Source organism: Pseudomonas sp. ACM7, from assembly GCF_004136015.1.
GTDB lineage: Bacteria > Pseudomonadota > Gammaproteobacteria > Pseudomonadales > Pseudomonadaceae > Aquipseudomonas > Aquipseudomonas frigoris.
Genome location: NZ_CP024866.1, coordinates 3,755,455 through 3,767,927 on the forward strand (window position 1 = coordinate 3,755,455; position 12,473 = coordinate 3,767,927).

The 12,473-nt window shown below is 57.2% G+C and carries 11 protein-coding genes; 9 read left to right on the top strand and 2 right to left on the bottom strand.

The annotated features are described in order from the left end of the window. Positions 1-30: 30 nt before the first annotated feature. Positions 31-1,587 (bottom strand): bifunctional aminoglycoside phosphotransferase/ATP-binding protein, encoded by a 1,557-nt coding sequence (locus CUN63_RS17725; RefSeq protein WP_129441195.1) that lies wholly within the window; start codon positions 1,585-1,587, stop codon positions 31-33. A gap of 118 nt (positions 1,588-1,705) precedes the next feature. Here CUN63_RS17725 and mrcB point away from each other — a divergent pair, with 118 nt between their 5' ends. The 3 genes from mrcB to CUN63_RS17740 are packed head-to-tail and all read left to right on the top strand — an operon-like array spanning position 1,706 to position 5,116. Beyond that, positions 1,706-4,030: a penicillin-binding protein 1B gene (mrcB, locus tag CUN63_RS17730; protein ID WP_129441197.1), complete on the top strand. Its 2,325-nt coding sequence runs from the start codon at positions 1,706-1,708 to the stop codon at positions 4,028-4,030. Between the two features lie 16 nt (positions 4,031-4,046). Further along, positions 4,047-4,781, top strand: a complete 735-nt coding sequence (locus tag CUN63_RS17735) for a M48 family metallopeptidase (protein WP_129441199.1) — start codon at positions 4,047-4,049, stop codon at positions 4,779-4,781. Further along, complete coding sequence (locus CUN63_RS17740) at positions 4,781-5,116, top strand: YqcC family protein (protein ID WP_129441201.1); 336 nt, start codon at positions 4,781-4,783, stop codon at positions 5,114-5,116. The genes CUN63_RS17735 and CUN63_RS17740 overlap by 1 nt, the downstream gene beginning before the upstream one ends. A 105-nt stretch (positions 5,117-5,221) precedes the next feature. Here CUN63_RS17740 and CUN63_RS17745 read toward each other — a convergent pair whose 3' ends face one another. Beyond that, positions 5,222-5,644 (bottom strand): DUF4124 domain-containing protein, encoded by a 423-nt coding sequence (locus CUN63_RS17745; protein ID WP_129441203.1) that lies wholly within the window; start codon positions 5,642-5,644, stop codon positions 5,222-5,224. Positions 5,645-6,044: 400 nt separating this feature from the next. On the opposite strand from CUN63_RS17745, the gene CUN63_RS17750 reads away from it, so the two are divergent. The 6 genes from CUN63_RS17750 to msrQ all read left to right on the top strand — a co-directional run bounded on the left by CUN63_RS17750 (position 6,045) and on the right by msrQ (position 12,027). Beyond that, positions 6,045-7,769, top strand: a complete 1,725-nt coding sequence (locus CUN63_RS17750) for an acetolactate synthase 3 large subunit (RefSeq protein ID WP_129441205.1) — start codon at positions 6,045-6,047, stop codon at positions 7,767-7,769. Positions 7,770-7,771: 2 nt separating this feature from the next. Beyond that, positions 7,772-8,263, top strand: coding sequence for an acetolactate synthase small subunit (gene ilvN, locus CUN63_RS17755; RefSeq protein ID WP_003176102.1), 492 nt, complete (start codon positions 7,772-7,774; stop codon positions 8,261-8,263). A gap of 48 nt (positions 8,264-8,311) precedes the next feature. Continuing rightward, positions 8,312-9,328, top strand: coding sequence for a ketol-acid reductoisomerase (gene ilvC / locus CUN63_RS17760; protein WP_007948647.1), 1,017 nt, complete (start codon positions 8,312-8,314; stop codon positions 9,326-9,328). A gap of 144 nt (positions 9,329-9,472) precedes the next feature. Next, complete coding sequence (gene pssA, locus CUN63_RS17765; RefSeq protein ID WP_056746100.1) at positions 9,473-10,330, top strand: CDP-diacylglycerol--serine O-phosphatidyltransferase; 858 nt, start codon at positions 9,473-9,475, stop codon at positions 10,328-10,330. A gap of 63 nt (positions 10,331-10,393) precedes the next feature. Continuing rightward, positions 10,394-11,407, top strand: a complete 1,014-nt coding sequence (gene msrP, locus CUN63_RS17770; RefSeq protein WP_129441207.1) for a protein-methionine-sulfoxide reductase catalytic subunit MsrP — start codon at positions 10,394-10,396, stop codon at positions 11,405-11,407. Next, a complete protein-coding gene (msrQ, locus tag CUN63_RS17775; RefSeq protein WP_129441209.1) occupies positions 11,407-12,027 on the top strand; it encodes a protein-methionine-sulfoxide reductase heme-binding subunit MsrQ in 621 nt (206 codons plus the stop codon). The genes msrP and msrQ overlap by 1 nt, the downstream gene beginning before the upstream one ends. Positions 12,028-12,473: the final 446 nt, after the last annotated feature.

A 12,473-nucleotide genomic window follows, 5' to 3' on the forward strand; every position in this document is an offset into this window, starting at 1 on the left:
CGGCGAAGGCTTCACGGCTGAAATAGTTTCTTACAGGCCCGGCAGGCGCTGGCGAATCTGTGCAACGACTGTGTCGAGGGTTCCGCTTTCATTGGTCTGAACGCGTTTGCTGCAAAGAATCTCTTCAGGCGTCAGGGCCTCACGAGTGGCTTGCTGGGCTTCGATAACCGCCAGGTTGGCGTCGGACGGGTCCTTTTTGTCTGCCTGGCGCAGGGCCAGCCAGCTCTCGATCACCGCTTGCGGCGCATTGCAATCGAGGATCAGGAATGGCGCGCCGGTAGCTTCGGCGATTTTCGCTGCGCCGTCACGCTGGTCGCGCTTGAGGTACGTCGCATCGACTACCACCGGGAAACCAGCACGCAGGATCACTGCGGCAATTTCATGCAGGTGGGTGTAAGTGGCGGCGCTGGCGTCGGCGCTATAGATGCCGGCCTGCGGGTCGTTTGGCACGGTTTGCTCGCCGAACAGACGTTTGCGCTCTACATCGGAACGCAGGCGAATGGCGCCCAACGCTTCCACCAGACGCATGGCCACGTGGCTCTTGCCGACGGCAGAAACACCGTGGGTGATGGCCATGAAGCGCGAAGGAATGGTGCTGTAGCTTTCCGCCAGGTTGGCGTAATTGCGGTACTGACGCAGGGTGGTGGCTCGCTGAACCGGGTCGGCCTCGGCCGGCATGCTGAACAGGCTGACCTTGGCGCGAACCAGTGCGCGATAGGCTTTATAGAAGTTCAGCAACTCAAGGCCCTGGTAATCGCCGGTCAGTTCCAGGTACTGGCTGATGAAGCGGCGTGCCAGACTCTTCAGGCCACGGTCTTCCAGGTCCATCGCCAGGAAGCCGGTGTCGGCGTAAACGTCGGTGAAGCGGAACGGTTCGTTGAACTCGATGCAGTCGAAGATCACGACCTTGCCGTCGATCACGGTGGCGTTGCCCAGGTGGATGTCACCGTGGCATTCGCGGATGAAACCTTCGGTCTTGCGCTGGGCGAACAGTGGCTTGAGGCGTTCGAAGCTGCTTTCGGCCCAGGCTTGCAGCGCATCCAGTTGCAGCAGATCGGCCTTGTCGCTGAGGAACGGGCGGATCTGTTCGAAGTTCTGGCGTACCGGCGCCATCACGCTGTCCGGCGTGCCGGCTTCGTGTTCGGCAGGCACTTTCGGTGCACTGAGGTGGAATTGGGCGATCTGCGCGGCCATCTCATCGATGTGCGCAGTGGTCAATTCGCCGTTGGCTTGTAGGGTGCTGAGTAACCCGCTTTGTGGGAATTGACGCATCTTCAGTGCGTAATCGACAACCGGACCATCGCCGCCCAATTGTGGCGCTTCGGCGCTGCCAGTGATCGGCAACACTTCGAGGTACAAATCGTTGGTCAGGCGCTGGTTCAGGCGTAGCTCTTCAGCGCAGAAATGCTCGCGGGCGTCGAGGCTGGTGAAGTCGAGGAAGCCGAAATTCACTGGCTTCTTCACTTTATAAGCAAAGGGGCCGGTGAGGATTACCCAGGAAATATGGGTTTCGATGACCTGGAACCCGTCTACGGGATGCGGGTAGAGGGCCGGGTTTTGCAGGGCAGCGATCAGGGACTGGCTCACAGGCGATCCTTCAGAGTCTGGGGAAAATTCACGGCCGTCATTATGGCCGCAAGTCCGTCTGACGCAAACCTCGGAGGGCTCCTGTTGAGTATGAATAAAGTGCGTATAATCCGCCGCCATGACTCGTACTCGATCCCCCCGCACCCCCAAAAAACCACCTTCCAAGGGCCTGCGCCCCTGGCTGGGCTGGGCCCTTAAACTCAGTCTGGTCGGCCTTGTGGTGCTGGCCGGGTTCGCGGTTTACCTCGACGCGATCGTCCAGGAGAAGTTCTCCGGCAAGCGCTGGACCATTCCGGCCAAGGTGTACGCGCGCCCGCTGGAGCTGTTCGTCGGACAAAAGCTCAGCAAGGACGATTTTCTGACCGAACTCGATGCCTTGGGCTATCGACGCGAAAGCGTGAGCAATGGACCCGGCGCGGCGGCGGTCAGCGGCAATACCGTCGACTTGAATACCCGTGGCTTCCAGTTCTATGAAGGCATGGAGCAAGCGCAACCAGTACGGGTGCGTTTCTCTGGCGACTACGTGGCCGAACTTTCGGCGACCAACGGTTCGAAACTCTCAGTGGTGCGATTGGAACCGCTACTGATTGGCGGGATTTACCCGAAAAATCTCGAAGATCGCATTTTGATCAAAATTGATCAGGTCCCGCCGTATCTCCTGGAAACGCTGGTCGCTGTGGAAGACCGGGATTTCTACAGCCACTGGGGCGTGTCGCCCAAGTCGATTGCCCGAGCCATCTATGTCAACACCTCTGGCGGCAAGATGACCCAGGGCGGCAGTACGCTGACGCAACAACTGGTCAAGAACTTCTACCTGACCAGCGAACGCAGCCTGACCCGTAAACTCACCGAAGCCATGATGGCGATGTTGCTTGAGCTGCATTACGACAAACGAGACATTCTTGAGGCTTACCTCAATGAGGTGTTCGTCGGTCAGGATGGCCAGCGCGCGGTGCACGGTTTCGGCTTGGCAAGCCAGTTTTTCTTCGGGCAGCCGTTGTCTGAACTGAAGCTGCATCAAGTCGCGATGCTGGTGGGCATGGTCAAGGGGCCGTCCTATTACAACCCTCGTCGCAACCCTGAACGGGCGCTTGAACGGCGCAATCTCGTGCTCGATGTACTTGAGCAACAAGGTGTTGCCACCGTCGATCAGGTCGCTGCTGCGAAGAAAATGCCACTGGGTGTGACGACTCGCGGCAAGCTGGCTGACAGCTCGTTCCCGGGTTTCCTCGATCTGGTCAAGCGTCAGCTGCGCGAAGACTATCGCGACGAAGACTTGACCGAAGAAGGTCTGCGGATCTTCACCAGTTTCGACCCGATCCTGCAAATGAAAGCCGAAGCGTCGGTCAACGACACCTTCAAGAGACTCTCCGGGCGCAAGGGTTCCGATGAGGTTGAAGCGGCCATGGTCGTGACCAACCCGGAAACCGGTGAAGTCCAGGCCATGATCGGCAGCCGCCAGGCGAGTTTTGCCGGCTTCAACCGTGCGCTGGATGCTGTACGACCGATCGGCTCTTTGATCAAGCCGGCGGTTTATCTGACAGCCCTTGAGAAGCCGAGCCAGTACACATTGACCAGTTGGCTGTCGGACGATTCCTTCTCGATCAAAGGCGCGGACGGTCAAGTCTGGAAACCGCAGAACTACGATCGCCGTTCCCATGGCACCGTATTTCTGTATCAGGGCCTGGCGCACTCCTACAACCTGTCGACCGCGCGTCTCGGGTTGGCGGTGGGCGTACCGAATGTCTTGAAGACCCTGGCACGTCTCGGTGTGAGTCGCGAGTTCCCGGCGTTCCCGTCGATGTTGCTGGGCGCTGGCGGTCTGACCCCGATCGAAGTGGCGACGATGTACCAGACCCTGGCCAACGGTGGTTTCAATACTCCGATGCGCGGGATCCGTAGCGTATTGACCGCTGAAGGCGAACCGCTCAAGCGTTATCCGTTCCAGATTCAGCAGCGTTTTGATCCGGCCTCCATTTACCTGATCCAGAGCGCCATGCAGCGGGTCATGCGTGAAGGTACCGGTAGTTCGGTTTACAACGTGTTGCCGAAAACCCTGACCCTGGCCGGTAAGACCGGCACCAGTAACGATTCGCGGGACAGCTGGTTTGCCGGTTTCAGCCAGGACCTGCTGGCCGTGGTCTGGCTGGGTCGCGATGACAACGGCAAAACTCCGTTCACCGGCGCCACCGGTGCGCTGCAGGTCTGGACCAGTTTCATGCGCAAGGCCGATCCGTTGCCGCTGGACATGCCGCAGCCAGACAACATTGTTCAGGCCTGGGTCGATTCGCGTACCGGACAAGGCTCTGATGCCAACTGCCCAGGCGCGGTGCAGATGCCGTATATTCGCGGCAGCGAACCGCCTCCCGGTGCCGCTTGCGGTGGCGAAAGCCCTGTTTCCGGCGAAACGGTGATGGATTGGGTCAAGGGCTGGATGAATTAAGCAAAGAGGGTTTCAAGTGAACAAGTGGTTGATTCCAGCGGTTACCGCCGTGGCTTTGCTCAGCGGTTGCTCCTCCGTACAACGCGGGTCGATTCCGGTTGTGGATTCCGGTAGCGCCGTTTCGAACAGTGAACGGGTTTCGGCGAATGGCGGTTTCCGTCAAACGACGACTAAACGTCCTGCGCAAGCCCAGACTCAGGCAATCCCGCAAGGTGATACCGGCGTCGTCGTGATGGTGCCAGGTGGTGGCGCTGTGACGTCGGCACCGATCAGCACTGCGCCGATCACACCAGGCCCGATCACCCCGGGGCCGATCGATACCTCGCCGGTCCAGTCGGCACCGGTCAATCAAGGCAGCTACAGCATGCCGTCGACGCCGAGCGGGATTCCTTCGGCAAGCTCCGGTGGCTTGTCTGCCGACGAGCAATTGGACGGTCCGGTTCTGGCCTTGCTGACCACCGCTCAGCAGCAACAGGCGAGCGGTGATCTCAACGGTGCTTCCTCCAGCCTCGAGCGCGCCCAGCGTGTTGCGCCGCGTGAGCCGCAAGTGCTTTATCGTCTGGCTCAGGTGCGTATGGCCCAAGGCGATGCGCCACAAGCCGAGCAGTTTGCTCGTCGTGGCCTGACCTTCTCCAACGGTCGTCCGGCACTTCAGGCCAGCCTGTGGGGATTGATCGCTCAGGCGCGTGAGAAACAGGGTGATTCTGCTGGCGCAGCATTGGCCCGTCAGAAGGCCAAGGTATCGCTGTGATGGATGCACGCTTTCCGAAGATTGCCGAACAGTTGCTATTGATCGAGTGCGAGCTGCGGGTTCAGGGTTGGTGGGACGAGGTCTCGCCCTCCGCCGAAGCGCTTTCCAGTGTCGAACCATTCTCTGTCGATACGCTGGATTTCGAGCAGTGGCTGCAATGGATCTTCCTTCCGCGGATGAAGGTGATCCTCGAGCAGGATCTGCCCTTGCCAAACGCTTCGGGAATTCAGGAGATGGCCGAAATGGTCTTCGCCGCCCGTAATGTCCAGGGCAAGGACCGGCAGTTGCAGGTGCTGCTCAAAGAGTTTGATCTTCTGATCACCGCCTCTCGCTAACGCCGATCCGTTGTAGGAGTTGTCGAGTGAAACGAGGCTGCGATCTTTTGACTTTGCTTTTAAAAAGATCGCAGCCTCGTTTCACTCGACAGCTACTACAGGTGTTTATTGGCAATTATCCGCAATCTGTTTCTGTGCTTCGCTAATGCGCTCCTGCCGCTGCTGGTCGGTCAGGCGGCGCATCTCACCTTCGACATCCTCCCGTATTCGCGGATTGTTCTGCAGCTGAGCCAGGTTCGTCCGCGCCTGTTCGCAGAATGCCTTTAGCTGGGCTTGCTGCTCGGTCACCTGCTTTTTAACTTTATTGTCGATAGCCTGTTGATCACCAATGGTGCCGCTGCGTGGTGGCGGGGGCTGGTTGCTTGCAGGCGAGGAGGGCGTGACCACGGTGGTGGCTTCCCGGCCTTGGGGCGGCTGGGCGTCGAAGTGGGTAACGCCCTGGGCGTCGACCCATTTGTAGATCTGAGCGGCCATGCACAAAGGGCTGATGCCAATCAGCAGGCTGGCGGTCAGGAAAAACGTTCGCATGCCATTTCCTTGTATTGGGTTGCGCAATTGAAGCTAACACAGTTGCTGTTTAGCGGTTTTTTCTTGCTTTCTCATGTGCTTAGTTCAATAAAGCACATAGACGACTTGACTTGGAGAGGACGAAACAGAAGAATCCAAAGTCCGCTGTAGAGGGACTGCCAGAAGCAGGCCCGCTCAGCAGATCATGAGGCGCACATCCGCGCCGACCTGTTACACCCGCAACGCGTTACCTCGCGCTGGGTGGGAAAGGCCCGCAACACTTGGGACGATCCCAATACTTGCTCAGTCAGTGCTGACGTAGTCGGCGACCACCGTCGCTCATGCTCTGCTGAGAAGTAAACCTATTAAGACCCGTCCCCTTTTATGTGGGCGGTATTCTGGCGTTTTAGAGGTGAACAACGTGGAGCTTTTATCTGGCGGTGAGATGCTCGTCCGCTTTTTGCGTGACGAAGGCGTCAAATATATCTACGGGTACCCGGGTGGTGCTCTTCTTCATGTTTACGATGCCCTGTTCAAAGAACCGGAAGTGACCCACATCCTGGTTCGTCACGAACAGGCTGCGACCCATATGGCTGACGGCTATGCCCGTGCCACCGGTAAAGCCGGTGTGGTACTGGTGACCTCCGGCCCGGGCGCAACCAACGCCATCACCGGTATTGCCACGGCCTACATGGACTCCATTCCGATGGTGGTCATTTCCGGCCAGGTGCCTAGCAACATGGTTGGTACCGATGCGTTCCAGGAAACCGACATGATCGGTATCTCCCGGCCGATCGTGAAGCACAGCTTCATGATCAAACACGCGTCGGAAATCCCGGAAGTCATGAAGAAAGCGTTCTACCTCGCGCAATCCGGTCGTCCTGGGCCGGTCGTTGTCGATATCCCGAAAGACATGACCAACCCGGCCGAGAAGTTCGAATACATCTTCCCGAAAAAAGCCAAGCTGCGTTCCTACAGCCCGGCCGTTCGCGGTCACTCCGGGCAAATCCGCAAGGCGGCAGAAATGCTCCTGGCGGCCAAGCGTCCTGTGATGTACGCAGGCGGTGGCGTGATTCTCGGAGGCGGCTCCGCGCCGCTGACCGAGCTGGCGAAGATGCTCAACCTGCCAGTAACCAATACCCTGATGGGCCTGGGTGCCTACCCTGGCACCGACCGTCAGTTCATTGGCATGCTCGGCATGCACGGCAGCTACACCGCTAACCTGGCGATGCACCATGCCGACGTGATCCTCGCGGTCGGCGCGCGTTTCGATGATCGCGTGATCAACGGTCCGGCGAAGTTCTGCCCGAATGCCAAGATCATTCACATCGACATCGACCCGGCTTCGATTTCCAAGACCATCAAGGCAGACGTACCTATCGTCGGTCCGGTCGAGAGCGTCCTGACCGAAATGGTCGCGATCCTCAAGGAAATCGGCGAGACCCCGAACAAGGAGTCTGTTGCCAGTTGGTGGAAGCAAGTTGACGAGTGGCGCGGTGACCGCGGCCTGTTCCCTTACGACAAGGGCGACGGCAGCGTCATCAAGCCGCAGACCGTGATCGAAACCCTGTGCGAAGTCACCAAGGGCGATGCCTTTGTGGCCTCCGACGTGGGCCAGCACCAAATGTTTGCGGCGCAGTACTACACGTTCAACAAGCCGAACCGCTGGATCAACTCCGGTGGCCTGGGCACCATGGGCTTCGGTTTTCCGGCGGCCATGGGCATCAAGCTGAGCTTCCCGGATGACGACGTCGTCTGCGTGACGGGCGAGGGCAGTATCCAGATGAACATTCAGGAACTGTCCACCTGTCTGCAATATGGCTTGCCGGTGAAAATCGTCATCCTGAACAACGGTGTTCTGGGTATGGTTCGCCAGTGGCAAGACATGAGCTATGGCAGCCGTCACTCGCATTCCTACATGGAGTCTCTGCCTGACTTCGTCAAGCTGGCAGAGGCCTATGGTCACGTCGGCATGCGCATCACCGACTCCAAAGATTTGAAGTCGAAGATGGAGGAAGCGTTCGCCATGAAGGATCGTCTGGTGATCATCGATGTTTCGGTCGATACCAGCGAGCACGTCTACCCGATGCAGATCAAAGACGGCTCCATGCGCGATATGTGGCTGAGCAAGACGGAGCGTACATAATCATGCGGCACATTATTTCCTTGCTTCTGGAAAACGAACCGGGTGCTCTGTCTCGTGTAGTCGGCCTGTTCTCGCAGCGCAACTACAACATCGAAAGCCTGACCGTGGCACCGACCGAAGACCCGACCCTGTCGCGTCTGACGCTGACCACTGTTGGTCACGATGAAGTTATCGAGCAGATCACCAAGAACCTGAACAAGCTGATCGAAGTGGTCAAACTGGTCGACCTGTCGGAGAGTGCTCACATCGAGCGCGAACTGATGCTGGTCAAGGTCAAGGCTACCGGTGCCCAGCGCGCCGAGATCAAACGCACTACCGATATTTATCGTGGGCAGATCGTTGACGTCAGCGCTAGCGTGTATACCGTTCAATTGACCGGTACAAGCGATAAGCTCGACAGCTTCATTCAGTCCATTGGCACCGCCTCGATTCTGGAAACCGTCCGCAGCGGCGTAACCGGCATTGCCCGCGGCGACAAAGTACTCAGCATCTAAACCAAATTAGCGAATGGCCTGAACGGCTTGGATATATAGGGGAATTTCATGAAAGTTTATTACGAAAAAGACTGCGACCTGTCGATCATCCAGGGCAAGAAAGTTGCCATCATCGGTTACGGTTCCCAGGGCCACGCTCAAGCGTGCAACCTGAAAGACTCCGGCGTTGACGTTACTGTTGGCCTGCGTAAAGGTTCGGCGACTGTTGCCAAAGCCGAAGCTCACGGCCTGAAAGTGACCGACGTTGCTTCCGCTGTTGCGGCTGCCGACCTGGTCATGATCCTGACCCCGGACGAGTTCCAGTCCGCTCTGTACAAGAACGAAATCGAGCCGAACATCAAGAAAGGCGCCACCCTGGCCTTCTCCCACGGCTTCGCGATCCACTACAACCAGGTTGTTCCGCGCGCTGACCTCGACGTGATCATGATCGCGCCGAAAGCTCCGGGCCACACCGTGCGTTCCGAGTTCGTCAAAGGCGGCGGTATCCCTGACCTGATCGCTATCTATCAGGATGCTTCCGGCAACGCCAAAAACGTTGCACTGTCCTACGCCGCTGGCGTTGGTGGCGGTCGTACCGGCATCATCGAAACCACCTTCAAGGACGAGACTGAAACCGACCTGTTCGGCGAACAAGCCGTTCTGTGCGGCGGTACCGTTGAGCTGGTTAAAGCCGGTTTCGAAACCCTGGTTGAAGCTGGCTACGCGCCGGAAATGGCCTACTTCGAATGCCTGCACGAACTGAAACTGATCGTTGACCTTATGTACGAAGGCGGTATCGCCAACATGAACTACTCGATCTCCAACAACGCTGAATACGGCGAGTACGTGACCGGTCCGGAAGTGATCAACGCCGAATCCCGTCAGGCCATGCGCAACGCCCTGAAACGTATTCAGGACGGCGAATACGCCAAGATGTTCATCAGCGAAGGCGCTACCGGCTATCCTTCGATGACCGCCAAGCGTCGTAACAACGCCGCTCACGGTATCGAAATCATCGGCGAGCAACTGCGCTCCATGATGCCGTGGATCGGTGCCAACAAGATCGTCGACAAAGCTAAAAACTAAGTCGCGCACTTGTACGAAAAACGCGGCCTAGGCCGCGTTTTTTCGTTTGGGTGGCTGGTTCTGGTATAAAGCTGCATCGTTTGCGGCCGAACCGTCGTCCCAGACACCTGTCCAAACTTTCCACCCCGTTGCAAGGTAATGTCCATGAGCGAACGTCCCGAAGAGCCAAACCAGGCTTCTGACGCCGAAAGCCTGCTGCCCATCGATGAACACATCGAGGAAGGGCATGACGCTGAAGGTCGTAAAGTCCGGCATCGTGGTATCTATCTTCTGCCGAATCTGTTTACCACTGCGAATCTGTTCGCAGGGTTTTATTCCATCATCAACTCGATGAGCGCCCAGAGCGCCTTGAGTGCCGGTGATTCGATTGGTGCGAGCAAGTATTTTGCTTTTGCAGCGATCGCGATTTTTGTCGCGATGGTGCTCGACGGCCTCGATGGTCGCGTTGCCCGTATGACCAATACCCAGAGCGCCTTCGGTGCCGAGTACGACTCGTTGTCGGACATGGTCGCCTTTGGTGTCGCGCCGGCATTGCTGGCGTTCGGTTGGGCCTTGGGAGATATGGGTAAGGTCGGCTGGATGGTTGCCTTCATTTATGTAGCCGGTGCAGCGTTGCGTCTGGCGCGTTTCAATACCCAGGTCGGCACTGCGGACAAGCGCTACTTCATTGGTCTGGCCAGTCCGGCTGCTGCTGGTGTGGTTGCAGGCATCGTCTGGGCGTTCAGTGATTACGGCATTCAGGGCTCGAAGATGTCCTTCCTGGTTGCGCTGATGGTCGCTGCCGCCGGCATGCTGATGGTCAGCAACATCAAGTACAACAGCTTCAAGGAGCTGGACTTGAAGGGACGTGTACCTTTCGTGGCCATCCTCGCGGTGGTATTGGTGTTTGCCGTAGTGTTCAGCGATCCGCCGCGCATCCTGCTGCTGGTTTTCCTCGCTTATGCAGCCTCTGGCCCGGTTCAATATCTGTTACGTCTTCGTCGGCACAAAAACGCCGAGTGATGTAATTTCCCTCATACTCCGCAGTCTATGGGTGCATCTGTCCTCCAATGCTGCGGAGTTGTCATGCTGATCAAAATCCCCAAAACGTCTGACTGCCATGAGTCGGACGTCACGCCTGAATCCTTCTATCTATCTCGTCGCAATGTTCTCGGTGCCGCCGTTGCCGGTTTGGCTGTTAGCGGCTTGCCGCGTTGGGTTAGTGCTGCCGATGCTGCGCGTTATGCGGATGTTGAGCCTGGCAAGGCGCCTTCCTGGTTTGCCGAAAAACTTCCTTCTACCAAGTGGGGCGCGGTCAGCGTCAAGGATGAGGCGATCACGCCATTCAAGGACACGACCCATTACAACAACTTCTATGAGTTCGGCACCGATAAAGGTGATCCTGCCGCCAATGCCGGCGCGTTGAAAACCGAACCTTGGAGTGTGGTGGTGGACGGGGAGGTGGGCAAGCCGGGACGGTACGCACTGGAAGACTTCATGAAGCCTTATCAGTTGGAGGAGCGCATCTATCGTCTTCGCTGTGTAGAGGCCTGGTCAATGGTCATTCCATGGATCGGATTTCCCATCTCGGCCTTGCTCAAGGAAGTTGAGCCAACGTCCAAAGCCAAATTCATTCGCTTCGAAACCCTGGAAGATCCCAAGAGCATGCCCGGGCAACGTTCCGGTTTTGCCTTGATTGACTGGCCTTATGTGGAAGGGCTGCGCCTGGATGAGGCGATGAACCCGTTGGCGATTCTTGCCGTGGGTATGTACGGGCGGGAGTTGCCGAATCAGAACGGCGCGCCTCTGCGTTTGGTGGTGCCGTGGAAATACGGCTTCAAGAGCATCAAATCCATCGTGCGGATCAGTTTGGTGAGTGAGCAGCCGAAAACCACCTGGCAGAGCATTGCCTCGGATGAGTATGGTTTTTATGCGAACGTAAATCCTGCGGTCGACCATCCGCGTTGGACTCAGGCGCGTGAGCGGCGTTTGCCGAGCGGGCTGTTCAAGCCCAATGTGCGGGACACGCAGATGTTCAATGGCTACTCGGATGAAGTCGCCTCCTTATATACAGGGCTCGATTTGCGGAAGAACTACTGATGCGATTTCCGTTTTGGCGAATTGGCGTCTTTATAGCTGCTGCGGTCTGGCCGCTGCTTTGGTTGTATCAGGCCTGGGAGGATGTGCTGGGGCCTGATCCGGGCAAGGTGCTGGTTGACCGGTTGGGGCTGGGGACGCTTGTCCTGCTGCTCATTACGTTAAGCATGACACCTGTGCAGAAGCTTACCGGTTGGGCGGGGTGGGTTGCTGTCCGGCGGCAACTGGGGTTGTGGTGCTTCGCTTATGTGGTTTTGCATTTGAGTGGGTATACGGCGTTCATCCTCGGCTTTGATTGGTCGCAGTTGGGTGTCGAGTTGCGCAAACGGCCGTACATTATTGTCGGGACGCTTGGGTTTCTCTGTTTATTGGCCTTGGCGGTGACCTCAAATCGCTATAGTCAGCGGAGTTTGGGGTCTCGCTGGAAGAAATTGCATCGTCTTGCCTATGTGGTTCTCGGGCTTGGATTGCTGCATATGTTGTGGATCGTGCGTGCTGATCTTAAGGAGTGGGCGGTTTACGCCTCTATAGGTGCATTGCTATTAGTGTTGCGACTACCCCCTGTAACCCGCCGAATCCCCCGTTTAATGGCTAAAAGGTCAACTTCTGCAAGAAAGGCGTAATTAAGGGTTGACGGCAGATTCTGGAAGTCTATAATTCGCCCCACTTCCGGCGCAGTCGAAACGGAAAACTCCTTGGTAAACAATGAGTTACGCAGTTTTCGGCAGCGAGTTGCTTCAGGTCGTCGAAGCCCAGAAGGAGTTGAAGGAGCAGGGTGGTTTGGCTCTTTTGACGATTCGATCTTCTCGGTCGAAAGCGGTGTAAAAGAGGTGTTGACAGCAGCGAGTAACGCTGTAGAATTCGCCTCCCGCTAACGAGAGATCGCAAGCGCAAGTGGTTGAAGTTGCAAAGGAAACTTTGAAAACTTCGAAAAATAACCGCTTGACAGCAACAGAGGCTGCTGTAGAATGCGCGCCTCGGTTGAGACGAAAGATCTTAACCAACCGCTCTTTAACAACTGAATCAAGCAATTCGTGTGGGTGCTTGTGGAGTCAGACTGATAGTCAAC

Excerpts from the sequence above, each read along its gene's own strand:
- mrcB (WP_129441197.1), top strand. The coding sequence starts at position 1,706 with ATGACTCGTACTCGATCCCCCCGCACCCCCAAAAAACCACCTTCCAAG.
- CUN63_RS17740 (WP_129441201.1), top strand. The coding sequence starts at position 4,781 with ATGGATGCACGCTTTCCGAAGATTGCCGAACAGTTGCTATTGATCGAG.
- CUN63_RS17745 (WP_129441203.1), bottom strand. The coding sequence starts at position 5,644 with ATGCGAACGTTTTTCCTGACCGCCAGCCTGCTGATTGGCATCAGCCCT.
- ilvN (WP_003176102.1), top strand. The coding sequence starts at position 7,772 with ATGCGGCACATTATTTCCTTGCTTCTGGAAAACGAACCGGGTGCTCTG.
- ilvC (WP_007948647.1), top strand. The coding sequence starts at position 8,312 with ATGAAAGTTTATTACGAAAAAGACTGCGACCTGTCGATCATCCAGGGC.
- pssA (WP_056746100.1), top strand. The coding sequence starts at position 9,473 with ATGAGCGAACGTCCCGAAGAGCCAAACCAGGCTTCTGACGCCGAAAGC.
- msrP (WP_129441207.1), top strand. The coding sequence starts at position 10,394 with ATGCTGATCAAAATCCCCAAAACGTCTGACTGCCATGAGTCGGACGTC.
- msrQ (WP_129441209.1), top strand. The coding sequence starts at position 11,407 with ATGCGATTTCCGTTTTGGCGAATTGGCGTCTTTATAGCTGCTGCGGTC.